Source organism: Micromonospora sp. NBC_00858 (assembly GCF_045207365.1).
GTDB lineage: Bacteria > Actinomycetota > Actinomycetes > Mycobacteriales > Micromonosporaceae > Micromonospora.
The window spans coordinates 6,023,360-6,046,476 of sequence record NZ_CP108828.1 but is presented as its reverse complement, the minus strand read 5'-3'; the positions used below and the strand labels follow the sequence as shown (position 1 = coordinate 6,046,476).

28 protein-coding genes and 1 pseudogene are annotated in these 23,117 nt (G+C 66.6%); 19 read left to right on the top strand and 10 right to left on the bottom strand.

What is annotated here, in order from left to right; translation table 11 throughout:
- Window positions 1–39 precede the first annotated feature (39 nt).
- The gene (locus tag OG990_RS28220) at window positions 40–609 is read left to right on the top strand and encodes an NADAR family protein (protein WP_406077698.1); all 570 of its coding nucleotides are present in this window, start codon (window positions 40–42) and stop codon (window positions 607–609) included.
- Window positions 606–1,247 (top strand): hypothetical protein, encoded by a 642-nt coding sequence (locus OG990_RS28215; RefSeq protein WP_406077696.1) that lies wholly within the window; start codon window positions 606–608, stop codon window positions 1,245–1,247. The genes OG990_RS28220 and OG990_RS28215 overlap by 4 nt, the downstream gene beginning before the upstream one ends.
- 17 nt (window positions 1,248–1,264) lie before the next feature.
- Here OG990_RS28215 and argS read toward each other — a convergent pair whose 3' ends face one another.
- From argS to OG990_RS28200, 3 genes are all read right to left on the bottom strand, one after another.
- Window positions 1,265–2,983 (bottom strand): arginine--tRNA ligase, encoded by a 1,719-nt coding sequence (argS, locus tag OG990_RS28210; protein ID WP_406081914.1) that lies wholly within the window; start codon window positions 2,981–2,983, stop codon window positions 1,265–1,267.
- Window positions 2,984–3,257: 274 nt separating this feature from the next.
- Window positions 3,258–4,013, bottom strand: a complete 756-nt coding sequence (locus tag OG990_RS28205; RefSeq protein WP_406077695.1) for a serine/threonine protein kinase — start codon at window positions 4,011–4,013, stop codon at window positions 3,258–3,260.
- Between the two features lie 434 nt (window positions 4,014–4,447).
- Entirely contained in the window at window positions 4,448–5,539 is a 1,092-nt protein-coding gene (locus OG990_RS28200; protein WP_406077147.1) for an IS630 family transposase, read from the bottom strand.
- 245 nt (window positions 5,540–5,784) lie between these two features.
- On the opposite strand from OG990_RS28200, the pseudogene OG990_RS28195 reads away from it, so the two are divergent.
- Together OG990_RS28195 and OG990_RS28190 are read left to right on the top strand one after the other, a co-directional pair.
- Window positions 5,785–5,880 (top strand): annotated as a pseudogene (locus tag OG990_RS28195) (GntR family transcriptional regulator); the annotation flags it as partial.
- Between the two features lie 429 nt (window positions 5,881–6,309).
- Entirely contained in the window at window positions 6,310–6,657 is a 348-nt protein-coding gene (locus tag OG990_RS28190; RefSeq protein ID WP_406077694.1) for a hypothetical protein, read from the top strand.
- A 642-nt stretch (window positions 6,658–7,299) separates the two neighbouring features.
- On the opposite strand, the gene OG990_RS28185 is transcribed toward OG990_RS28190, so the two are convergent.
- The 4 genes from OG990_RS28185 to OG990_RS28170 all read right to left on the bottom strand — a co-directional run bounded on the left by OG990_RS28185 (window position 7,300) and on the right by OG990_RS28170 (window position 9,525).
- A complete protein-coding gene (locus OG990_RS28185; RefSeq protein ID WP_406077692.1) occupies window positions 7,300–7,497 on the bottom strand; it encodes a hypothetical protein in 198 nt (65 codons plus the stop codon).
- A 379-nt stretch (window positions 7,498–7,876) separates the two neighbouring features.
- Window positions 7,877–8,554 (bottom strand): hypothetical protein, encoded by a 678-nt coding sequence (locus OG990_RS28180; RefSeq protein WP_406077691.1) that lies wholly within the window; start codon window positions 8,552–8,554, stop codon window positions 7,877–7,879.
- Window positions 8,555–8,820: 266 nt separating this feature from the next.
- Window positions 8,821–9,072, bottom strand: a complete 252-nt coding sequence (locus OG990_RS28175; protein WP_406077689.1) for a hypothetical protein — start codon at window positions 9,070–9,072, stop codon at window positions 8,821–8,823.
- Between the two features lie 231 nt (window positions 9,073–9,303).
- Complete coding sequence (locus OG990_RS28170) at window positions 9,304–9,525, bottom strand: hypothetical protein (protein ID WP_406077688.1); 222 nt, start codon at window positions 9,523–9,525, stop codon at window positions 9,304–9,306.
- A 318-nt stretch (window positions 9,526–9,843) separates the two neighbouring features.
- On the opposite strand from OG990_RS28170, the gene OG990_RS28165 reads away from it, so the two are divergent.
- A complete protein-coding gene (locus OG990_RS28165; protein WP_406077687.1) occupies window positions 9,844–10,386 on the top strand; it encodes a DUF4365 domain-containing protein in 543 nt (180 codons plus the stop codon).
- Window positions 10,383–11,585: a hypothetical protein gene (locus OG990_RS28160; RefSeq protein ID WP_406077686.1), complete on the top strand. Its 1,203-nt coding sequence runs from the start codon at window positions 10,383–10,385 to the stop codon at window positions 11,583–11,585. Before OG990_RS28165 ends, OG990_RS28160 begins: the two co-directional genes overlap by 4 nt.
- Window positions 11,586–12,210: 625 nt before the next feature.
- Here the strand turns inward: OG990_RS28160 and OG990_RS28155 are convergent.
- The 3 genes from OG990_RS28155 to OG990_RS28145 form a co-directional block, all read right to left on the bottom strand.
- The gene (locus tag OG990_RS28155) at window positions 12,211–12,654 is read right to left on the bottom strand and encodes a hypothetical protein (protein WP_406077685.1); all 444 of its coding nucleotides are present in this window, start codon (window positions 12,652–12,654) and stop codon (window positions 12,211–12,213) included.
- 178 nt (window positions 12,655–12,832) lie between these two features.
- Window positions 12,833–13,588 carry a glycosyltransferase family 2 protein gene (locus tag OG990_RS28150; protein ID WP_406077684.1) on the bottom strand — a complete coding sequence of 252 codons (756 nt, stop codon included), beginning with the start codon at window positions 13,586–13,588 and terminating at the stop codon, window positions 12,833–12,835.
- Entirely contained in the window at window positions 13,585–14,376 is a 792-nt protein-coding gene (locus tag OG990_RS28145; RefSeq protein ID WP_406077683.1) for a GntR family transcriptional regulator, read from the bottom strand. Before OG990_RS28145 ends, OG990_RS28150 begins: the two co-directional genes overlap by 4 nt.
- Before the next feature lie 153 nt (window positions 14,377–14,529).
- Between OG990_RS28145 and OG990_RS28140 the strand changes: the two genes are divergently transcribed.
- The 13 genes from OG990_RS28140 to OG990_RS28080 all read left to right on the top strand — a co-directional run bounded on the left by OG990_RS28140 (window position 14,530) and on the right by OG990_RS28080 (window position 23,067).
- Window positions 14,530–14,847, top strand: coding sequence for a hypothetical protein (locus OG990_RS28140; protein ID WP_088951025.1), 318 nt, complete (start codon window positions 14,530–14,532; stop codon window positions 14,845–14,847).
- A gap of 292 nt (window positions 14,848–15,139) precedes the next feature.
- Window positions 15,140–16,036: a hypothetical protein gene (locus tag OG990_RS28135; RefSeq protein ID WP_406081913.1), complete on the top strand. Its 897-nt coding sequence runs from the start codon at window positions 15,140–15,142 to the stop codon at window positions 16,034–16,036.
- 83 nt (window positions 16,037–16,119) lie between these two features.
- Window positions 16,120–16,986, top strand: coding sequence for an FtsK/SpoIIIE domain-containing protein (locus OG990_RS28130; RefSeq protein ID WP_406077682.1), 867 nt, complete (start codon window positions 16,120–16,122; stop codon window positions 16,984–16,986).
- Window positions 16,983–17,192 (top strand): hypothetical protein, encoded by a 210-nt coding sequence (locus OG990_RS28125; protein ID WP_406077681.1) that lies wholly within the window; start codon window positions 16,983–16,985, stop codon window positions 17,190–17,192. The genes OG990_RS28130 and OG990_RS28125 overlap by 4 nt, the downstream gene beginning before the upstream one ends.
- A gap of 88 nt (window positions 17,193–17,280) precedes the next feature.
- The gene (locus tag OG990_RS28120; protein WP_406077680.1) at window positions 17,281–17,727 is read left to right on the top strand and encodes a hypothetical protein; all 447 of its coding nucleotides are present in this window, start codon (window positions 17,281–17,283) and stop codon (window positions 17,725–17,727) included.
- The gene (locus tag OG990_RS28115) at window positions 17,724–18,023 is read left to right on the top strand and encodes a hypothetical protein (RefSeq protein WP_406077679.1); all 300 of its coding nucleotides are present in this window, start codon (window positions 17,724–17,726) and stop codon (window positions 18,021–18,023) included. Before OG990_RS28120 ends, OG990_RS28115 begins: the two co-directional genes overlap by 4 nt.
- Window positions 18,020–18,430, top strand: coding sequence for an RRQRL motif-containing zinc-binding protein (locus OG990_RS28110; RefSeq protein ID WP_406077678.1), 411 nt, complete (start codon window positions 18,020–18,022; stop codon window positions 18,428–18,430). The genes OG990_RS28115 and OG990_RS28110 overlap by 4 nt, the downstream gene beginning before the upstream one ends.
- Complete coding sequence (locus OG990_RS28105) at window positions 18,427–18,717, top strand: hypothetical protein (protein ID WP_406077676.1); 291 nt, start codon at window positions 18,427–18,429, stop codon at window positions 18,715–18,717. The genes OG990_RS28110 and OG990_RS28105 overlap by 4 nt, the downstream gene beginning before the upstream one ends.
- Window positions 18,704–19,489 carry a hypothetical protein gene (locus OG990_RS28100; RefSeq protein WP_406077675.1) on the top strand — a complete coding sequence of 262 codons (786 nt, stop codon included), beginning with the start codon at window positions 18,704–18,706 and terminating at the stop codon, window positions 19,487–19,489. The genes OG990_RS28105 and OG990_RS28100 overlap by 14 nt, the downstream gene beginning before the upstream one ends.
- A complete protein-coding gene (locus tag OG990_RS28095; protein WP_406077674.1) occupies window positions 19,486–19,749 on the top strand; it encodes a hypothetical protein in 264 nt (87 codons plus the stop codon). The genes OG990_RS28100 and OG990_RS28095 overlap by 4 nt, the downstream gene beginning before the upstream one ends.
- Window positions 19,749–21,539: a replication initiator gene (locus tag OG990_RS28090; RefSeq protein WP_406077673.1), complete on the top strand. Its 1,791-nt coding sequence runs from the start codon at window positions 19,749–19,751 to the stop codon at window positions 21,537–21,539. The genes OG990_RS28095 and OG990_RS28090 overlap by 1 nt, the downstream gene beginning before the upstream one ends.
- A 105-nt stretch (window positions 21,540–21,644) precedes the next feature.
- Window positions 21,645–21,824 carry a helix-turn-helix transcriptional regulator gene (locus OG990_RS28085; protein WP_406081911.1) on the top strand — a complete coding sequence of 60 codons (180 nt, stop codon included), beginning with the start codon at window positions 21,645–21,647 and terminating at the stop codon, window positions 21,822–21,824.
- 1 nt (window position 21,825) lies between these two features.
- Window positions 21,826–23,067 (top strand): tyrosine-type recombinase/integrase, encoded by a 1,242-nt coding sequence (locus OG990_RS28080; RefSeq protein ID WP_406077672.1) that lies wholly within the window; start codon window positions 21,826–21,828, stop codon window positions 23,065–23,067.
- Window positions 23,068–23,117: the final 50 nt, after the last annotated feature.

Below are 23,117 nucleotides of genomic sequence, written 5' to 3'. Positions count from 1 at the left end.
GATGGTGCGTGACTACGCGGGTCTGGCACCCTGCTGGACGTGCCCGAGACCGCCTCCCCGCCGCGCAGCCTGTCCGAGCTGCGGGCGCTCATTGCCGAGGGCGGGCTGGTCAAGTACCTGTTCTTCTGGGGGCACCACCCCCAGCCGGACGGCAGCATCGGACCGGGGTGCCTGAGCCAATGGTGGCCGGCCCCATTCATCGTGGACGGGATCCGGTACGCCACGGCTGAGCACTACATGATGGTCGGGAAGGCCCACCTGTTCGGCGATGAGGCGATCGCCGCGCAGATGTTGGCGGTGCCGCACCCGGGCGCGGTCAAGGCCCTGGGTCGGCAGGTCCGGGACTTCGACCAGGCCATCTGGGACATGCACTGCTTCGACCTGGTCGTCGCCGCCAACGTGGCGAAGTTCAGCCAGCACCCCGACCTCGGGCAGTATCTGTCGCGTACGAGCAACCGGGTACTGGTGGAAGCCAGCCCGGTGGATCGCGTCTGGGGCATCGGCCTGGCCGCCACGGACCCACGCGCGCACGATCCCGCCCAATGGCGTGGCCGCAACCTCCTCGGGTTCGCGCTGATGCACGCCCGCGTACAGCTCACCAACGGATGAACCTAAAGATCCGCACATATCAGGCGCTGCTCGGTGCCGAACCGTACCGCGTCATCCGCCCAGCTACCTCGGTGACCGGCGCGGTGCTGAGCGACAACAACCCCTGGTTCGTTCTGGAGCTCAACGCCGACGCCGCGTTCACCATCACGGGCCTGTGGATGCTGGCAGCCCGATCACGCCACACGCTCATCCATCTACCGCTACGGAGCAACACGCCTGCGGAGCCATCTCTCCCCACCGTCACCGGTGAGCTCGACCTCGTACTGAGCCACCACGACCTGCAATTCGCTCCGCATCAGTGGAAGCGTCTACGCCACCGACTGGGAGTCGGGGCACCGCACACCATCTCCTGGAATCCGAACGACGTCCCCACGTGGGACGAGGTGCACGAGATAAACCGCCAAGGGCGTCAGCGTTCCTCCCGCAGCGATGGGTTCCACCAACGCCTCCACAGCCACACGCTGTTCCTGGCCGGCAACGCAGTCGCGTACAGGCGCACGGCCCGGTACCTCCTCGACATGGCCCTCTGGCGCCCCGACCTCCGCCAGCCCGGCACGTACCACTCTTCGACACTGCACCCCGCGGACGGGCATTTCGCCACCACCTGCCAAGGCCTCTACCTCATCAGGCAGCGGTAGCGGCCACCCGATTCCGATCACATCCGTTCGGGAGTCCGGATGCCGAGCAGATACAGCCCCTGCCGGAGCACCCGCGCGGTCAGGTCGCAGAGCACCAGCCGGCTTTCCCGGACCGGCCCGTCGGCCCGCAGCACCGGGCACCGCTCGTAGAACGCGCTGAACGCAGCGGCCAGCCGGTACAGGTACCCGGCCAGGTGGTGGAACTCCAGGTTCTCCGCCACCTCGCCGACCACCCTGCCGAAGCCGACCAGCTCGAAGGCGAGCGCCCGCTCGGCCGGCTCGGCCAGCGAAATCCCCACCTCCGGCCGGGCCGCCACGCCGGCCCGCCGGAAGATCGACCGGATCCGGGAGTACGCGTACTGCAGGTAGGGCGAGGTGTTGCCGTCCAGCGAGAGCATTCGTTCCCAGTCGAGCACGTAGTCCTTGTGCCGGTCGCTGGACAGGTCGGCGTACTTGATCGCGCCGATGCCTACCGCCCGACCCACCTCGGCCGCCTCCGCCTCGCCCAGGTCTGGGTTCCGCTCCCGGGCCAGCGCGGTGGCCCGGGCGATCGCCTCCTCCAGCAGCCCGACCAGCTTCACCGACCCGCCAGCCCGGCTGCGCAGCATCCGCCCGTCCGGCCCGAGGATCGACCCGAACCCGACGTGCTCGGCCCGGGCCGGCGGAGCCAGCCAGCCGGCCTGCGCGGCGGCGACGTACACCATCTCGAAGTGCCGCCGCTGCGGCAGCCCGACCACGTAGAGCAGCCGGGTCGCGCCCAGCGTGGCGGTCCGGTGCCGGATCGCCGCCAGGTCGGTCGCCGGGTAGCCGTACCCGCCGTCGGACTTGCGCACGATCAGCGGCAGCGGCTCGCCGTCCCGGCCGACCGAGCCGGGCGGAAAGACGCAGGCCGCGCCGTCGCTCTCCCGCAGCAGACCGAGCCGGTCCAACTCCTCGACCACCGGACCGAGCAGGTCGTTGTAGCTGCTCTCGCCGTGGAAGTCCCGCTCGGTGAGGGTGACGTCGAGCAGGTCGTACACCGTCAGGAAGTACCGCTCGGACTGCTCCACCAGAAGCCGCCACAGCCGCAGCGTCGCCTCATCGCCGCCCTGCAAGGCCACCACCCGCAGCCGGGACCGCTCGCGGAACGCCTCGTCGGCGTCGAACTTGACCCGGGCCGCCTTGTAGAACGAGTCCAGGTCGCCCATGGCGAGTTCCTGCGTGGCTTCGGCCTCGCCCAGGTCGACCAGGTGCTCGATCAGCATGCCGAACGGCGTGCCCCAGTCGCCGAGGTGGTTGGCCCGCAGCACCTGGTGCCCCAGCCACTCCAGTAGCCGGGCCGCCGCGTCGCCGATCACCGTCGACCGCAGGTGCCCGACGTGCATCTCCTTCGCCACGTTCGGTGCCGAGTAGTCGACCACCACAGTCTCCGACTCGGCGACCACCGGCACCCCGAGCTGCGGGTCGGTGGTCAGCGCGGAGACCAGTCCGGCCAAGGCCTTGTTGGCGATGGTCAGGTTGAGGAAGCCTGGCCCGGAGACCTCCGCCGTGCTGCACAGGTCGGTCAGGTCCGCGCGGGCCAGCACGTCGGCGGCGATGGCGCGCGGCGGCCGGCCGAGCCGCCGGGCCAGTGCCAGCGCCGCGTCGGACTGGAAGTCCGCGTGCTGGGAGCGCCGCACGACCGGGTCCACCGACGCGCCGGCCACCGTCGCGAACGCCGGCGCCAGCCGGTCGGTCAGCAGTTTTTCCAGATCCATGGGTACGCCGATCTCGCTCGGATCCGCCGCGCGGATCACCGGATGAGGGTGCGGGCGGACCGAGGACGATCGAGGATGACCGGCGGCTCGATCCGCCGGTCGCAGGAGAGGAAGACTCAGCGCAGGCGTTCGTGGGACCGCCGGCGTCGCAGCGCGCCGAACAGGACGTCGGAGGACGCCGTCGGAATTGCCTGCGAGCTGGTCACGGCAGCAGCCTAACCGGCCGACCGGAGGGCTGCGCAACGCCATTTGCCCAGGCCGACCAGTGCCCGTCTCACGTCGTGAGCGTGGCTCTCCACGCGGTGACCAGCTCCACCACGTCGGAATGTCGGTCTCCGGGTGTCGGTCGGGTGGCGTGGGTCGCGAGCCGACCTTGGGCTGGAGAGCCTCGCCAGCCATGTGGGGAGTCGAGCAGGTGCTGGATGGTGCGGCCAAGGGTGTACACCGTGGTCCGCTGGTCGATGACGGCACCACGGACGAACTCTTCCGGTGCCATGTAGCGGCGGGATCCGGGGAGGCGGTCGGCGTCGAGGACAAAGGGGCCGGGCCGGTACTCGTCCAGGTCGATCAGCCACATCTGCCGACTGTCGAAGTCGTAGAGGAAACAGCCGTCGTACAGATCGACCGCGACGTGGCCGGCCGCCGTGACGGCCACGTGCGCGTCGAGGATCGTGGTGACAGCCGCCTCGACGTCCGGGAGGGGCAACTGCTGGAACCGGGCCAGTGCGGCCCGGTCCGAGCCGTGCATGGTGGCGTGGTTGAGAACTGTGCCGTCGTGCCATGGGTAGACCAGCACTGGCCCGTCCGGGCCATCGAGAACCTGCTCGGGGCGGATGATCGCTGGGTGCTGGACCGCGGCGTGAAACTGCGTGGCCCGGATCAGCGACAGGCGGGCCTGCACGGTGGCGGCCTTCTTGACGAACCAGCGGCGCCCGGCATCCTCGACGCCGTACGACAGGCATCCCGAGTCCTGGGCGGAGAAGACCGTGAACGCGGACGCGAGCGGCGGGTAGGCGTTATCCCTCACCACGGGATGAAGTCTTCCACGCCGTACTGGGGCGCTGACGGGGCAGGAAGTCTCGTACGACTTCCCGGCCGAACCCACTGCCCGCTCGATGGTCGGCCGGATGGTGGCCAGCTACTTCTCCGCGTTCTACTCCCTGGTGCGCTCCGGATGCATACCGCCGACCATGTCGTGCCCCGGCCGGCACCCGGATGCAGCTCGCCCCCGGCTCTGCACCGCACACCGGGCAGGCCCGCCAATCCTCGATCGAGCCCGGATCGTGCCCCAGTTCACGAGCCATGCGGCTGATCTCCACCGCCGCCTGGTGCAGACTGTCGTCCCGATGCCGGGTGGCGGCCCGATGGACGTCGCGCACCGCATTTTTCGCACGCTCCTCCATGGGCTCGGACATGGCAGCGTCGTTCCCGGGAGGCGCGACCTGAAACCGACCTAGTGCCTCGTCATGCAGCCTTGAACGGGTAATCCGGGTGGCGGATCTTGGAGTTGGTGGCATATCCGGTTTTTGGTCGGGCGTGCTGGTTGCGCCATCGGATGTAGTCGCCGATGGCGGCGTCCTGCTCGGCGTGGGTCCGGTGGTCGGTGCCGTTGAGCGCGAAGTACCGCACGGCGGCGAACTCGGCTTCGATCCAGTTCAGCCAGGACGCGTAGGTCGGCAGGAACACCAGCTCGACCTGGTTGGCTTCGCACCAGGCGCGGACCTCGGGGTGCTTGTGCGGGGAGAAGTTGTCCAGGATGACGTGCAGCGTCTGGTCGGGCCAGCGGCGGCGCAGGGTCTTGAGGAAGCTGAGGAACTCGCGCCACCGTTTGCGGTCGCGGATGCGGTAATGCAGCCGGCCGGTGGCCAGGTCCAGGGCGGCGATCATGTGCCGGACCCCTTGGTCGCGGGTGTAGGTGGCCCGCAGCCGCACCGGCTCGCCCTGCGGTCGCCAGGCCCGGCCGGGGCGGGGTTGCAGGTTCAACGGCCCGAACTCGTCGACGCAGATCACGCGCCCGTCGGCAGGTGGATGGTCGTAGAGGTCCAACACGCGGCGCATCTTCGTAGTGAAGTCGGGGTCGGTGCTGGCCTTCCACGTCTTCGTGGCCTGCCAGGACACCCCGCGCTCGTGCAGGATCCGCCGGACGGTCTCCACGCTGATCGTGCTCACGCGGCCGGTGTCGATCAGGTAGTCGCGCAGCTTGGCAAGTGACCAGCAGGAGAACGGCCGGCCGAGGAAGCGGGGGTCGCACCGGGCGATGACGCAGATCCAGTCCCGGGTCTGCTCATCGATCCGTCTCGGTGCGCCCCCGCTCCATTTTGGGTCCAGCGCGTCGAACCCCCGCTCGTTGAACGCGTGGATCACGTCCCGCACGTAGTCCTCGGTCACCTTGAGCAGGTGGGCGATGTCCGGCGCCGGCTGCCCCTGGGCGGACATCAGCACCACGATCGCCCGTCGCAGCTTCACCGGATCCTTCGCCGTCCGACCGATGCGCTGCAACCGCTGCCCCTCGGCCATCGAAACCTGCCGGACGAACACCTCCGGGCGTCTACCCACTGGCCACCACCTCCCAAGAATCGTTGGGAGACAGCCTGCCCGACACGTCCTCAGAACCGACGGATTACACGATCAACGTTCAAAGACGAGGCACTAGCTGCCGGGCGGGTAGCGCTCAGCGACGGGTGTCTGCCCGGACGTGCACACCGCACCACGGCGGCGGGTCGGCTGCCTACACTCTGGGTGCCTAAGAAAGACCGACCGCGCGGGGTGGTAGGGGCAGCTCGTCCGGCAGGCCGACGGCAATCGTCCGCGCCTCCATGCTTCTGCTCAAAGCCGAGGGCTTGATCGACGGGCGGCAGGGCAAAGGCGTCTACGTCGCCAACCCGCTTCCCCGATAGGCCCCGGTGCATTCGCCGAGTTAGGACGCCTCGCTTACAAGTTCTGTGCGCTTGGCCTGGCGGTGTCCGTCTGCATCCGCGACCTCAGGCGGCTGTCCATGTCGGGTAGCCGGCGGTCGTCTCCATCTCGGCTGGTTGCTGTCAGCGTTGCTGTCGAAGCCACCCGTGGTACGGGTGACACCGTTCTTCGGCGGACAGTTAACGACGCGCTGCCCCGTCCTCGAGGCGAACCTTGCCCGCCGCTTGGTCGCCGCCATACTGCCGGCCGCAACCCGGTCGTCCCTAGAGACGATCTCGGCCTTGATGACGCCGCGCGGAACGTCGGAGTGGGTACCACTTCCCGGCTCGCCATTCGCCTGATAGGTCCCGTAAGTCTCCGTAGGCTTACTCAGAGACGAGTCGCGACGGGCCGTGGAAGGGGATTGTGTCATGGCCGACGACCAGGTCACCCGCAACGTGAAGGGCATGGACGACCTCGACTTCAAGGGGTGGAACCCGGCGGACTGGGACGGAGTGTTCGCCCACCACCACACCGATGACGTGCTCGTGGACATGAAGGGGCAACCGCAGACCCACGGCATCCGGGAGCACATCGACGCCATGAAGGCGTTCGCCCAGAAGACCGGCGGCAAGCCGGTCCAGATCAAGTCGCACCCCATCGGCTTCGGGTCGGGAGAGTGGACCTGTGTGGTGGGCGAACTGGAAGACGGCAGCCGCATGGTGACGGTAGCGAAATGGCGCGACGGCGCCATCGCTGAGGAGTACATCTGGATGTAGCCGCCGCCTCCGGCTGCACTCAGACGTTGAAGCGGAACTTAGACGGATCCTCCCGTGATCTGCGCTGGCCTGCTGGGCATGCTGGTCCGGACCGGGCTTGGGCTCACGTCATTGGTGGCTGGTTGCCGACGTTTCACGCTGCCTTGTGCCCCCTGTGTGCCCCAAGCTCAAGGAGCGGTACTTCCTCCATCGGCGGAAACCAGCCGAGGCTAGCCCTCCGCCGATGACGCCCAGCACCACCGCGTTGAAGGGCCCCGGCTGCTCGACGTATCTCAAGGCGACCAGGAGTCCGGTCCCTGCCGTCATCGCGCCCGCAGCAAGCAAAGCGGTGCAGAGAAGGGGACGAGGGCTCATCGCATCAGTAGAGCAACTGCCTCACTTCAGCGCCAGGCTGCGGATGGGACTCGAACCCCTAACCCCTGCCTTGCAAAGATCGAGACTGCTGCCGACCAACTTCTGTGAGTGCCGGTGACCTGCTCGCCGTGTCGCCTCCCGTCGGCCTCGGGCTGTCTATGCCGGTGGGCTTGGCTGTACGGATGGCTGTTGCGATCCTCGGTAATACAGGGGACCGCCTCGCCTCGCCCGTGACCATCCGCCGGGTCAGCCGGCGCCGGATCACTCTCCCCCCGCACTATCGGCGAGCTAGCTGCCTGCCGCGTTGTGCTTCGCAACCAGGCTCTGGAGTTCGTCCAGCGAATCGATGCGGAACAGGCACTGCTCAGACACGGCTGGCATGTCGAGGATGTGACCCCACGGAGAGCGCCGAATCGGGCACGTCTTCATACCGGCCTCCTTGGCCGGGCGTGCATCGTTGTCGGGCCGATCGCCGACGTACAGCATCGAAGACGCATCGCCCCTTCGCGAATGACCCGCTCGAAAAAGGCCGGTGACGGCTTCGCCACGCCCCAACCGTGCGACGCGCCGATCACGTCCACGGAGAGGTCGAGAGCGTGGAGGATCGTTTCAACATGAGCTGGCTGGTTGCCGGCCAAGCCCAGGAACAGGCCCTGATCGCGGCGAAAGCGACCCCGGTCGGGGCCGCTGACCTGCGAAGAAGTGGGCCGCCAGGGACTCGAACCCTGAACCCCTCGGGCGGTCTCTGGATCATCTCAGATCGGGCGGATCGGCGTCCCGACCTGGGTGCGGTTTCATGTTGCCTTGCAGCGGTTGACAGCCCTTGTCGGCGTCAGTTGTGCCCGGCTTGTGCCCGATGATCTTGTTAGTCCATCCCCCCGGCACGCCGCTGCCTGTTGCCAAAGCCACCGCTTTCGATACGGGAGCGCTTGGGCCGTTCGTTGTTGATGCGCTCCCAGTACCACCCCGATGAGTCTATGAATGAGATGAGCGCCTTAGAAAGTTGCTGCTCCATCTCGGGGAATGGTCCTAGGCACGGCTGGGGTGGATTGAAGGGGATGGTCACGGTTATCCGCTCGCCGGGCGGAACGAATTCCACACCTCCGGCGGCTACCTCACGATGCCTGGGAAGGAGCACCGTAGCAACTACGCTGTGAATGGGTTCCTTGCCGAAGTTGTAGATGTCCATGTAGGCGCAGGTGAGGTGCCCGTCCACTGTGTCGAACCGCAGACCTGCGGTGATGACCTGCCGCGCCCGACTTTCGTCCGCAGACCGCCTATCCTCGGCCAGCTGCTCTCGCGCCTCACGTGCCTGCTGACGCTCGTGGATCAGGAGTGCGCCGGCCGCTCCGGCGGCGGCCAAGCCAGCGAACACGCCGGCGATGCTGCCCCATGCTTGCATCCAGTCCGTGACCTTGGGACGCTCGGGTCCGCTTCTTGGAGCGTTTCCTACGGCCCAAGCGGCGATGCAGCACAGTACAGCCGTCACAAACAGAAGGCTGGCGCCGATCACCTGCTTCGCAGTCTTGCGATCAAGCCTCACCGCGCCATCTTGCCGCTCCCATCGCTTGCTGGCGCTGTCGATTGCCCGACAGACCGGCCGCACCCGAGCCCCGTCTGTGGGATGCGGACCGAAGTTGCCGACTGCTGCCGGCTCCTAGCGGATTAGGCCGTCGAGCAGGTGCGCACCGCCGTCGTTCGACGTTCGGTACCGACCTGGATCAAGGCTCTTGCTGCCTCCTCGCTGCCTCCCGAGGCCGGGGTTGCCGCCCCGCGCCGCGCGGACGGCCATCTGTGCCCGTCGAGTGGCTACGCACGCCGAAAGAGGAAGTAACCTTCGGGTTTGTCCTTCGCGTCTTGGCAGAAGCTCATCTGGTCCAGCCGCCAGCCAGCGTCCTCGACCGCCTCAATCTGCTCGGCGAAGCCAGGCACACTGCCAGACATCAGATGATGAGTCATGCCGACGTTGACTCGCGCGACGAAGACTTTGCGGCCTTCCTCGATCGCACGCGCCGCTTCCTTGGCAATGGCTGCGGCCTTGGCGTCCTTGATCCAACCCATGCTTCGGACCGTATTGAGCGTCCTCGTCCACGCGCATCAGCCAAAGGGGTCGCGGTGCCAGGCGTTTCGATCCAGTAGTTCGCTGGCGCTCTCCCTCGGCTGCCGCTGGCTCACACGGTTTAGGAAGGGATTAGCGCTGGCACGAGCACCCTGCGTCCTACCAGGATGAACATCCTCCGGCCGCCCAAGGGCACGCCTGATCATTCCGCGCATGTTCCGGATCTTGTGACGCTACGCCTCGGTGACTTCCTCGCGATTGCCGCCCAGCACGCAGCCGTCAGGGTCCGACCGCGCCTTCTGAACCCCCAGCAGCGAGCCGTCAGGCAGGGTGACGGCGACGACCGGTACGTACTCGCGGCCGTCGGGCTCCCAACCGATTACCCTGCCGACCTCGCGCTCAGAGCCTTCCTCGGCTGGCTGGGACAGCCACAACTCATAGCCTTGAGGGATCATCGAGGCAACGTATCCCCGCCAGGCCATGCTTCTAGGTCTTCTGTCAGCTACCCGATCCGCTGGAGCCGCCGAATCCGGCGTACAGGCGACTCGCCGGTCGCCCACCAGTCCAGGCGTTAGCACAAGCGCTCGGCCTGCTGTTTCAGGGGACCCTGCTGGTCGTCGTCGGTCAACGGTGGTCGGCATCTGCCGGCCTGGCACGGCCCAGACGGCCCAGCGGCGGCCCCGGGACAGGACCCCTCACCGCTAGGTCTTTCGGATCAAAGGCCCGGTAGGTACAGTGCGAAACGAACCAACTCCAATCAGTAAGGGGGCAGGTTGACAACCTATCCGGCCAATGCGCTTCCCTTACGCGGCAACCTCGACGTAAAGCAATGCATGGAGAAGCTACAAGACGGCGTTCTACGTGCGATAGCTGCCGCTGCCCGCTGCTCATTAAGCAAGCCCGATCCCGATCCGGGTATCGATTGGATGGTTCACCACGCGAGCGAAAGTCATACGGACGATTTTCAGGCATTGCTGCGGATTCAGCTTAAGAGCACCTATCAAATTTCCCATTCGGAGCTTGGTGATACTTTTCCTTTCGTCTTAGAAAATGCTCACCTGAAAAAGTTGGCGAGATCTCCCGTCACAATCCCGAGCATTCTAGTGGTGATGATTCTGCCACGTGAGCTCGCCAGTTGGGTGAAGGCTTCGCCTAGCGACTTCACGATTCGCCACTGTGCCTACTGGGTCAATCTTGAAAATCATCCAGTCACGGGGGTAGAAAAAACTTCGGTACGCATTCCGACCAACCAAGTCTTTGACGATCTTTCACTATGTGGGATGATGGAGCGGATTGGGAAGGGAGGAAAGCCGTGACTGCACCTTCGGACGTATTTGAACTCAAGGGTTCGTGGATAAGCGCGGCAAGCCTCCTGACTTATCTAGAGCAGCGTGGCTGGAGTCGCGTTGGTGGCCGTGAAGGCTTGTATACCAGGCTGGCTGAGGTGGCAAGCGATAGCACCAACAGTGTTATAGTGCCTCTAAACTCAGCAATGGAGGACTACGAGGACCTCCTTCGTGTTGCTGTAGGAGGAACGGCGGCCCGTCTTGGACTTGGCGAGGTCCAACTTCTGACGGAGCTCGATGTCGCAGTTGTCGGCGACAAGGTGCGTTTTCGTAAGGATGTGCCGACCCCCCACGGGTCCATACCGTGGCCCTCTGGTCAATCCCTGGTGCAGGCCGCAGGACGCGCGTTAGAAGCCGCCGCGAAGGCGGAGCGGCAACGCCTAGCCTACTTCGGGGCACGTCACAGAACGTCGGCTAAAGCCTATCTCGAAGCCGTGCGGATGGGTCAAACTGAGCTTGGTAGCTATGTTGTCACAGCCTTAACGCCTACTGAGGATATTACCGGATCAACCCTCGAAATACCCGGCCTGACCACCCCACTTAATGGTAGGGCTGTCGCTGAGACGTTAGTAACGGCCTTAAGCGCAACACGCGATGCCGTCGACCACTTCCGGCGTCACAGTTCGGTGGCAATCTTCACGGACGCAATCGAATATGGCGCGTCGTACGAGCTTTCTCGATCCTTGACTGGTCTTGTAGAACGCTCCAATGGTGCAGAGGTGTCTGTATCGTGGCATGCCATGCAGGGCGACTCGGAGCTCAGGCAGCCGGTTTCGGTTACCTTCGAGCCGCCTGATATCCCGGCCTTGACGCGAGCATCGACGTTATACGCACAAACAGAGCCCCCGTCCGACGTGACCGTACTAGGCACGGTCACGCTCCTCGACAGGCCGAGTCCGGGATCGGTCGGTGTGATCCGACTGAACGTCATTGAGGGGTCACCCGCCAATAAGATCCGAGTTCGCATTCCCCACGACGCCTACGATGTGGCAATTCAGGCACATATTGAGGGCAAGGCGATACGAGTATCCGGCCGTCAGTCCAGGGAAGGCCAGATGTACTGGCTATACGAGCCGTCGGCTTTGGAGCTAGTCCAACTTCCTAGACGCCAGCAGTACCAGCAGGGCTCAATGTTCGACTCGACTGGCGAGCTAGAGGATGACGATTAGTTAGCGTCCTGCCATCCCGTCTGCCATCGACCCGCCCTTCTGGGGAGCGGGCTACCGCCCGGCCCGCCATGTCAAGCGGACCTTGACGGCTCGTACGGGCGCTGGCGGGTCGGGCGGTGGTCTGCTCGGCTTGCCCGGGGCGACGGCAGGCGGGATGGCTACCGCAACCACCCGCGGACCGTGACCCGCCGACGGAGCCCCCGGCCATCCTGGAGCCGAAGCGCCCCCGCCGGAGGCGCACTAACCGCAACCCCGCGACCGCCGCCAGCTCGCCGACGCGGCCGTGCGTGCGCTCCCCACGCCGCGCGGGCTCGTGGCCGCGCGGCCCGGCCGGCTGCCGGCCCACCACCCCGCCGGTCAACGGTCTGTCGTTCTGCGGCGGCCCCTTGGGCTCCCGCTTTCGCGCCAGCCGCGGGCATGTTGCGTGGCCGGAGTCGGAGCGCCAGCGGAGCGACGGACGCGCGCCCAGGCGGCGGCGCGTGCGGCCCGTCTCGGGCCGCCTTGAAGACGTACAGAAACTTTGCACAACATCGCCGGCAGTCCGGCTGTCCTCCGTCGACTGATGCGCGACACACGTCAGCCAACTGATCTGCGACATGCGCGCGGATCGCGGCATGAGGGTGCGTCAGACAACGTCTTCGAATGACACCTCTCCGGGGCGCCAGCACATCCAACGCCTGTCTTCGAAGCCGTCCAACAAGGCGATCTCCGGTCCGGGGAGAACATCTTCGATGTCGGGATGCAACACGATCGCCCCTTTGTCGAACTCGATCCTGAGGCCACGGCCTGTCTGCTCCAGGGTCGCAACAACATGGCCCGGAATGAACGCTCGCAGGGCGTCGGCGTAGCCCACCTGGCCGGGAGCGATCAGGCCCGTCTGCATCTCCACAACCGGCAACACATCGCAGTTGAGGACCGGCATGTCCTTCGTCGGACCATCGAAGCGCAGTTGAACATAGTCCATGACGAACTGGACCGAGAAGAGACGGAACCCGACGAGCCGACCCAACAACTCGTTGGGAACGTACGCACTATGTTCCGATGACATGCCGTCATAGTGCCCGAGCACCCGCCGGCGAACATCCTCATTTCGGCAGATCCGCGCGTCCCGAGGCGCACCGATGTGCCCCTAGATTCATCGCGCTGTCGCGCATCACGTTGCGGAGATGTGTCGCACGTCAGTTGTCGGGCCACACGCCGGCAGTCCGGCTGCCCTTCGTGCGAGCGACCGCCAGGCGCTGCGCAAGTCAGGCGGCGCTGGGCAGGAGGAGGGATCGCAGCGCGATCGCCCGAGACTCGATGAGCTGCATGCGGAGTTGCCACTCCGCGGTTGCCGTCCAGTCCGCCTGGGCGGTGATCTGGCCCGGGTGCTTCCGGTACAGCAACCCCGGTTCGTCGATGAAGTACCCGTCGGCAACTACTGAGGCTGCGAGCAGTAGGCCGGTGTCTTCGCCGCCGGGTAGGGCCATCCAGCCACCGAGCGCAAGCGAGAGGTCCCGTCGGATGCAGAGCGTTGCTGGGTGCACGGGTAGCCGATAGCCGTTGTCGTGAAAGTAGGAAAGCACCTCGGCCCGGTCGAGTCTGCCTCCCGCCGGGTCGGCATGCTGCCAACTGACCGTTGACCCGTCAGGCATCAGGTCAAGAACGCTTGAGGTTGTCCACCCAATGTCAGGGCGAGAGCTAAGAACCTCGATCTCGCGTGCGAGGGCGCCAGGTGTGAGCTGATCATCGGCATCTAGGACCCGCAGTAGTGAGCCCCGGCTCCGCGCCATCGCCATGTTGCGGGCGACTCCAGGGCCACCCGCTTTGCCGGTCGCGCCCAGGACGCGCGAGTCTTGGGGTAGAGCGGCCTCGACATCTCCGGTACGGCCATCCTCCTGCACCAGCCATTCCCAGCTCCAACCGTCGGGCATCTCCTGCGCCCGCAGTGACTCGTAGGAGTCCGCAAGATAGGGGATGCTCGGCCCGTGGACCGGGGTGACTACAGAGATCAGTTTTCTCACTCCGACCACCTCGCCAGCTTCGTTGTGTAAACAAACTCAGTTCGGTCACCTGGTAAAACGACGTTCGACACCTCGACCACACAGTCGCTTGTGTCGATAGATATCTTCCGGAGGATCAGCACTGAGACGCCCGGCGGCAGCTTCAACGCCTCGGCTTCCTCCGGCCCCGGAGGCCGCGCAGTGATCTCGTCCACGATCCGATCTAGCTCGATCCCGATGCTGAAGAGCTGGTTCTGCGTTCCGCCCGGCCATGGCTCGTTGTGAGCATCAAGCAGCGCTGGATTCTCGGCGACGACGTCGTACACCATGTAAGAGGTGTTGAGGCTCAATGGCGCGTTCTCTCGTCGTGAACCTGTTCGATAGACGCGCTCAAGCATCTTGGCACCCACCGGGACACTGAACAGTCGGCCAAGCTCGACGGTCGCAGGAACGGTCCGGTACTCCGCCGAGAACTCAAGGTCCTGCATGGTCAGTCCCGTGTCGCGTTCCGTCGCGCCCGTGCGACGTCTCTGGGACTCGGGTAGCCGCGCTCGGTCCTTCTCCCATTGGTACCGCTCCGGCGATCGCCGCACACGCTGGCGCGGTGCCCGAACGAACGTGCCTCGTCCGTGGCGACGATCTACCAGCCCTTCGGCCTCTAGGGCGTCCAGGGCTTGCCGCACAACCGGAAGGCTGACCTCGTAATCGGCCTTCAACGTCTGTTCGTTCGGCAGCTTGAATTCCGGTGCCAGCTCGCCGGAATGGATCTTTTCCCGCCAGTCTGCGGCGATTCGCTCCCATTTAGCCACGGCTCAACACTCCTTCGCGTCACCACCGAGTTTAGGTCTTCATGAAGTCTTGACGCGAGACATTCACCGTCGTACGTTGTCTACACGTCTTCATGAAGACATGATGACGACGGAGTGCACCGACGAACGGTGCCCCAGCAGAAGGAGACAGCCTTGAAGCTGTACGTGGACACCACGAGCAAGCAGGTGACGGCGTCGAAGGACCCGGAGCCGAAGAACGACCAGAACGGCAATCAGAAGTCCGAGAAGAACACGGGCCGGCTCATGTGGTCTACCCAGGTCTTCGTGCTCGACGAGAACGGCGGGGAGGTCATCACCATCACCACGGCGGGAGAGAAGCCGAGCGTGAAGGTGGGCGACTTCCTGGCCGTCGAGCAGCTGGAGGCCATTCCGTGGGCGACCAACGGGCGTAACGGCGTCGCGTTCCGGGCGGTCTCGCTGAAGCCGAAGACTGGTTCTCCGGCCAAGTAGGTCCCTCGCACCGCTGTGCTGTGTGAGCCGCTGGTGTCCGTGGCTCGCGAAGCGGCCTGATGGTCCGCTGAACCAATCCACAACATGGGTCCGGGAGTGCTTCTGACTCCTACATTCCCGGCCTGGTCATCACCTGTGGTGGTGGCATCCCCGTAAGAGCTGGCGCGGGGTCGGTCTGACTCCTACATCACCCGACCCCGTGCCTTCCAACTCATCCGACCCAATGTGCTTGGGAGGACTCGTCGTGTCCAAGTCTAGCCCCCGCCGCTTCGGCGGCAGGTCAACCGGAACGGTGACGGTCATCGAGGCCAAGGTCCACCGTTCCTCGGCCCGCAACGCCAAGATGGCGTTCATCCTCACGGCGGTCATCGTCGGCCTTCTCTCGGCCGTGGTGGCCGCTTCCTACATCCACCCGATCCTCGCCGTCTTCGTCGGCGCGCTCATCGGCGTACCGACCGGTGGGCTTGTCTGGGTGCTCGTCCGGATCTGGCCGGTGATCCGGCTGCTGTGGTGGTGGACCCCGGAAACCATCCTCGGTGTTCTGCTGCTCACCGCGTGGGTGCAGCTCGCCAACCACACCCCGACCGTGGTGACCCTGCTCGTGGTCGCCCTGGTCGTCGGCGTTCCCGCCGCCATCCGCCCGGTCCGCCGGCAGGTCATCGCCTGGGGTTGGTGTCTCGTGGTGAGGCATCGGCTGCGTGTGTGCTTCGCGCAGTTCATCATCGCCAACCAGTCCGGCAGCCTGCCACTGATCCTGTGGGCACGCCCCACCCCGGTCGGCGAGCGGGTCTGGGTCTACCTCCGGCCTGGCCTGTCCGCCAAGGACCTGGAAGGCCGCCTCGACAAGATCGCGGTCACCTGCCACGCCTCCACCGTGCTCATCGAGCGCGCTTCGGAGAACAACGCCGCCTACCTGCGGTTCGACATCAAACGCCGTGAGGTGCTGACCGCCCACGTCGGTTCCCCGCTGGTCGACGTGATCGACCCGGCCGCTCCCGTCTCGGCATCGCCGCTGACGGTTCCCACCGCCCTGGACCTGCCGGACGTCGACGCTCCGACGATCACCCTCCCGACCCAGGGCAAGCCCGCCGGCAAGAAGCCGGCCCCGGCTACTACGGCCAACGGCAGCAAGCCCGCGGCTTCGTCTGCGTCGTCCGTGCCGGACGACGACACGTCCGACTGGATCTGACCCACACCCATCCCGGGACGCGAGGAGCCATTGCGGCTCGTTCGTGTGGCTCCTCGCGCCCACAACGCCCAGGAGGGCACCTCATGACCACCACGATTCCCACCACCGCTGAGGCGGTGCCGGTGGGTCCTGGCCTGTCGATGTTCGACCCGATCTTCATCGGGATCGACGAGTTCGGCCAACCCGTCTACCTGGACGTCATCTACCGCAACCTGCTCACCGCAGGCGAACCCGGCGGCGGCAAATCCGGCCTGATCAACAACATCTGCGGCCACGCCGCCCTGTGCGACAACACCCGCCTCGTGTTGTTCGACGCCAAACTCGTCGAACTCGGCCCCTGGCGTGACCTCGCCGACGCGTTCATCGGCCCCGACATCGACCAGGGCATCGACGTCCTGCGTCGCCTCCTGGTCGTGGCCACCAACCGCTACGCCTGGCTCCTGGCCAACCGGCGCCGCAAGCTCGCCGACGGCGACGGCATGTCCGTCATCGTCACCATCATCGACGAACTCGCCATGTTCTCCACGGTGCTCGGCACCAAGCAGCAACAGGAAGAGTTCTCCACCCTCCTGCGAGGGCTCGTCTCCCTCGGCCGGGCCTGCGGGATGCCCGTCGTCGCCGCGACTCAGCGCCCGTCGTGGGACATCATCCCCGCCAGTCTGCGGGACCTGTTCGGCTACCGGGCCGCGTTCCGGTGCACCTCGCTGAACAGCTCGAACATCATCCTCGGTCAAGGCTGGGCCGAGCAGGGCTACACCGCCTCCGACATCTCGCCCACCAACCAGGGCGCGGCCTACCTCCTGGCCGAAGGCGGCGTTCCCCGCCGCATCAAGGCCGCCTACCTCACCGACACCGACATCTACAACATCGCCGACTACGCCGCCTGGACCCGCCGCCCCACCAGCGGCACCCCGACGGTCAACCCGACCGAGTGGGAGATGGCGGCATGACCACCCGAGAGCGCACCTACGCCCGCGCGAACAACCAGCGGGCCGCGCAATACACCGAACTGTGGGTCATCGGCCGTCCTGAGGACATCGCCGCCATGATCCGCGTCGCCTCGGCCAGCGGCCGACTCGTCTACGCGTCCCCGCCGACCCGCATGGGCGGTGATGACAACCGCCACCGCCGCTACCTGCGGCTGCGCACCACCTGAAACGGCCGACAGGACCGGGACTTCGCCTGGCAGCAACTGCCGGTCCTGCCGACCTCCCACCAAGCCCTTATGAAAGGACGTGGCTGCCATGAAGGCTACCCAAAATCCACCCACCGCAGCACTGGTCACACCCGCTGACCTGCTGCGAATGGCTGCCCTCTACCTGCGCCGGCACGGCTGGACCCAGGGCAGCTACTACGACATCTACGAACCCGCCGACTACCTCACCCCGCCGGCCTGCGCCGCCGGAGCCATCGGCATCGCCTGCGCCGGTTACCGCGTCGAGCACTTCTCACAGCTCGACCCCGACTCTCTGGCCGACTACCTCGCCACCCTCGGGGTGTTCGTCGACTACCTCGACACCACCGCGCCGGTCTTCCTCGTCGACACCGACGGCTACCTGACCGACGAGCACACCTCCCCCTACTCCTGGAACGACGACCCGGCCCGCACCGCCGAGCAGGTCATCACCGCCCTCACGGCGGCTGCCGACGAGTGGGACTCCCTCAACAGCGAGGAAGGCGAGAACCGATGAGCACCGTCAAGAAGCCCTTGACGAGCGTGCCTCGGCAGAAGCGCCGCACCGTGGTCGAGAACGACGAGTTCGCCGCGTTCGGCCGCCGGATCATCCGCGCTCACGGTCGCCGCGTCGCCACCGGCGACGTCGAAGCACTCCGCGACCTGGTCGCCCTCTCATCCGTCATCGATGACGCCATCGGAGAGGCCGTGATCGGCCTTCGCGCGTTCGGCTACTCCTGGTCGGAGATCGGTACCCGACTGGGCATCTCCAAGCAAGCCGCCCAGCAGCGCTGGGGCGGTGAGCGGCCGTGACCGACCTTCGCAGCGTCGACCTGGACAACCTGGCCGATCGCACCGGCATTCGGGTCGAGTTCTACGACCCGCTCGGCACCCGCTACGGGTTCCCCACCTTCCCCTACCACTGCGCCCCTGACGGCCTGGCCACCGTGCGGCAGCTCCGCGCCGCCGGCCTGCGCCCCGCAGGGCAAACCCCGGTCGCCCAGATCTATTGGCGTCACCGCAAGAACCGCCGGGTTGCCTACCTCTACCGCCTCGACCTGGCCGCACCCAAGCGCACCGCCACACCCGCCCAGCGGGAAGCCATCGCCAAAGCGCTTCGCGCCCGCCGGACCTGCCGCGTCTGCCAGCAGATCAAGCCCTACTACATCCCCCGCCGCTACGGCGAATGCCTCGACTGCCACGAAGGGAACCCGTCGTGAGCTTCAACCTTGCTGACTCCTGCCTGTGGTGCATCGAGCAGAACACCCCTGCCGGCATCCACGACATCCTCGGCCCCGTCTTCAAGCCCTGCCCCGCCTGCCTGCCGGTCTGCCCCCGGTGCGAGGGCGAGGGGCTGTTCCCCGCCGACTTCACCTGCATCCCCTGCTTCCTCAACAACATGGCCGTGATCGGCCTGGCCCCGCTGTTCTGCCGGGGTTGCTCTGGCGTCGTCGACCTCGTCGACCGCGACACCAGCCGGGAGGTGACTCCCCATGGCCACCACTAACGCGCCCGCTACTCGGGCCGCCCGCTGGGAGGGCCACGCCCTGGTCGCCATCGTGGTCCTGGTCGGCCTCGCCGCCGGAGCCGCGTCCTTCACCCACGTCCACGACTGGACCATGGCCAACAGCCCCGACAACACCCCCGGCTGGTTCGGCTGGGCCAACGCCGTCATCTCCGAACTCGTCCCCGTCGCCTCCCTGCTGACCATCCGACGTCGCAAGCGCACCGGCGCAAGCATCGGCTACCCGATGACCCTGCTCATCGTCTTCGCCGGCTTCTCCCTCGCCGCGCAACTCGGCGTCGCCGTCGGCCACGTCGGACCCTCAGGCTGGCTCCTATCCGCCGTCCCCGCCCTGGCCTTCATGGCCCTGGTCAAACTCGTCCTCGCCCCCGTCAAGACCGACGCCGAGGACACCAATCCGGCTGGCGAACCCGTCCACACCAACGCCGACGACACCCCGCCTCCGCCGGCCGTCGAATTCCCCCCGGCCACCGCGCCGATCGTCGACACCCCGCCGGCACCGATCCCGGCCGCCATCGAGGCACCCGCTTTCACCCCGATTCCGGTCACTCGGCCTGAGGTTCCGGCGCACCTGATGCCCACCGCCCGCTTCGCCATCCGCCAGCACGAGCAGAGCCACGGCCAACCCATCACCGCCGACGAACTCGCCGCCCTGCTCTCGGTCACTCCTGGCATCGCCCGGGAACTGCTGCATTCCATCAACGGCCACACCCCGGCCACAGTGAACGGCACCCCCGTCGGTGGTGCCCGATGACCATCCACGTCGTTGACATCGACTACACCTTCCACACCTGCCCGGCCTTCGCCGAGCCGCACCCCTACGACACCCGACGCACCGTCATCGACGTCATCCCCGGCGGACCCTGCCGCACCCCGGTCACCATCCGCTGCGGCGAAATCACCGCCACCATCGCGTGCCACCGGCACGAACCGGCCGACCGCCAGTGCGGCGCCTGCCGCATCATCGTCACCCAACACACCATCACGAACCGACACCACGAGGTTGTCGGCTGATGGCTTCGACGCTGGACCTCACACCCCGCGCTACGGCCCGGGGTGTGGGCTCGAACGCCGACACCATCCCGTTCGTCGGTTACACCGCCGCCGGCTCCGCCTTCCTGCGCTCCCAACAACCCAACTACTTCGGCTGGCTGGAACACGTCCGCGCCGCCGCCGGCTGCACCCGCCCAATCCGGCTGGCCGGGCAGCTCCTCACCGTCGAACCCGCCACCGGCCGACTCCTCGACTCCCGACACACCGACCACATGCCCGACGCCGCGATCTACAAGGCGTGCGGCAACCGACGGGCGGCTGTCTGTCCTGCCTGCGCCCAGACCTACCAACGCGACGCCTACCAGCTCCTGCGCGCCGGCCTCGTCGGTGGCAAAGGCATCCCAGAGACGGTCGCCGCACATCCGGCGGTGTTCGCCACCTTCACCGCCCCGTCCTTCGGCGCTGTGCACGTCCGCGTGGTCAAGCGGCACACCTGCGTCAACCGCAAACGCTGCGACTGCCGCGCCGAACCGTGTCACGCTCGCCGCACCACCGGCCCCACCGCTGGCATCTGCGTCCACGGCCGGCCCGCCGTCTGCTGGGCACGTCACGAGTCCGGCGACATGGTGATCGGGCGGCCGTTGTGCCTGGACTGCTACGACCACGACCACCAGGTCGTGTGGAACCTGTTCTCCGGCAAGCTGTGGCATCGCACCAAGCAAGCCGCGGAACGCCACCTGGCCCACCTCGCCCGGCAGCGCGGCATCCCCTCCGTTGAAGTGGTTACCGCCTCCGGTAACACCCGAAAAGTCGCCCCGGTCCGGCTCTCACCCGGGAAGGTCGCCGAGCTTCAAGCCCGCGCGGCGGTCCACTTCCACGCCATCGCCCGCCTCGACGGCGTCAACCCCGCCGACCCGGACGCGATCGTCCCGCCGCCGTCCTGCTTCACCGTCGACGACCTGGCCGACGCGCTGCGGCACGCCGCCACGCAGATCGCCTTCACCACCCCGCCGCACCCGGACCGGGCCGGCGGCTGGTCGATCACCTGGGGCGCGCAGCTCGACCTGGAGCCCATCACCACCAGCGGCGCGGGAGAGGTCACCGACAGCCTCGTCGCCGGCTACCTTGCCAAGTACGCCACCAAAAGCACCGAGGTAACCGGGCACCGCTCCGTCAGGCTCGACGCCGAGTCCATCGGCGACTACGCCGACCCCGACGGCGACCACACCGCCCGCCTCATCGACGCCTGCTGGCGCATCGGCCGACCTACCAGCACACCCGTCCCGCTGTCCGAGCGGCCCCGCGACCCACGGCCTACACCTGGCTTCGTCGACCGCTGGACCTGCGCTGACTGCGGCACCCCCACCCGCTACGCCGCCTGCCCCACCTGCGTCGCTGACCGTCAAGCCAGCCTTGACGCCAAACCCGCGAAACCGGCGACGACCAATTCATACGCCCGGCTGCGCCGATGGGCACACATGCTCGGCTACGGCGGCCACTTCCTCACCAAAGCCCGCCGCTACTCCGTCACCTTCCAACTCCTGCGCAACACCCGCATGAGCTTCCGACGCCACGAGCACGAGTACCAGGCCGACGAGCAACCCAACACCCTCCGGGCCGTCGACCACCTCGACGACACCACCCCGCTCATCGTCGGCACCCTCACCTTCGCCGGCGTTGGCTGGCACACCACCGGAGACGCCCTCCTCGCCAACACCGCCGCCGCGATGGCACGCGCCCGACACGCCACCGGCCGCGAAGAAATCGCCCACGAACTCGCTGCCCAGTCCTCACTTACGCCCGCCGCATAGATCCAGGAGGCCAACCCGATGCGCAACCCGCGATCCGGTACCGACCGGCGACAGCTGCAATCCGACGACAGCCATCAGGAGGGGGATTCCGTGACTCAACCTGTCTTGATCGCATCGCCGGAGCTGTGGTCGGTGATTGAGACGGCTGCATTCCTCCGCGTACCCGTCGGCACGCTCTACCAGTGGCGACACCGCCGCATAGGACCACGTGCCTTCAAAGTCGGCCGCCACCTGCGCTATGACCCGGCGGACGTCCGTGCCTGGCTGCAAGACCGGGCGGCCTGACATGCCTATCGATGACCTGTGGTTCCTCAAGGAACGCGACTCGGAGACGAAGAAACCGATCCCGTCGAAGCGGCACGGTCGGGGGCGGCGTTGGAGGGTGCGCTACAGCGACGCAGACAACCAAGACCGCGAGAAGCTGTTCCACCTCAAGCGCGACGCGGACGTCTTCGACTTACAGTGCCGATCAGGGGCAGCGCCAGAGGTGCATGTAGGGCGGGAAGAGGTGCGGCTGACCTTCGCTGACTACGCGCAGCGGTGGAGGGAATCGCGCGAGTCGGGCTGGGCCACGGAAACGCGGCGGCGTATCCCGCAGAATCTGCGGAAGCACCTCCTACCTGTCTTTGGTGACCGGCCCATCCGCTCGATCAATCTGACTGACGTGCTGGCGTGGCTGAGCCGGTTACTCGACAACGGCACCCCGAAGTCGTCGGTAAGCCTGTATTTCGGGTTGTTCAAGACCATCATGAACGCGGCCGTTATCGACAAGGCGATTCCGGACAACCCCTGCGACGGAGTCAAGCTCGCTCAGATTCTGCGCGGTCTTTCGCGGGCACCGAAGTGGGTCCCGACCGGCGACCAGGTGCTCAAGCTCGTCGAGGTGGTGCCGCGTCGTTTCCGGGCGGCTATCTGGCTGGGAGCAGGGGAAGGGCTTCGTCTCGGAGAGGTCCTGGGCCTGGAGGATGGGTCGCGCTGCGTGGATTACGACTCGGGAGAGCTGCATGTTGTCCAGCAGTTGCGGCACTCGCCGGAGCACTTCGGCGGCTTCTACCTATCGACGCCCAAGAGCGGTTCCACTGGGACGGTGGACCTGGATGCCGTGGTCGCTGAGGAACTGGCGGCTCACGTCAGTGAGGTCGGATCTGTCGAGTTCGCGCTTCCCGACATCACAGCGGGGGAGCGGCGGACTCGTTCGGTGGCGGTCCTGTTCACCTCGTCCCGGGGCAAGCTGCTGACAGACACCTACTGGTCGGAATTGTGGGCGGACTGGCGCGAGGCGGCCGGATGGCCGAAGGAAGGCACCTTCCACTCCCTGCGCCACTTCTTCGCGACGACGTTGATGAGTAACGGCGTCGAGCCTCAAGAGGTGCAGAAGGCGCTGAGGCACGCCAACCTGCGGATCACGTTGGAGACCTACGTCCACTGGTTGCCGAAGAAGGATCGCCCGCGCGGCCTGGTCGGCGACCTCCTGCGGAAGGCAGGCGGCAAGCGGCGGAAGGCTTCCACCGACCAAGATCCGACCTGAGTTGTGCCCCTGTTGTGCCGGATGATCTCCGGTCAGCGTTCTTGCAGCTC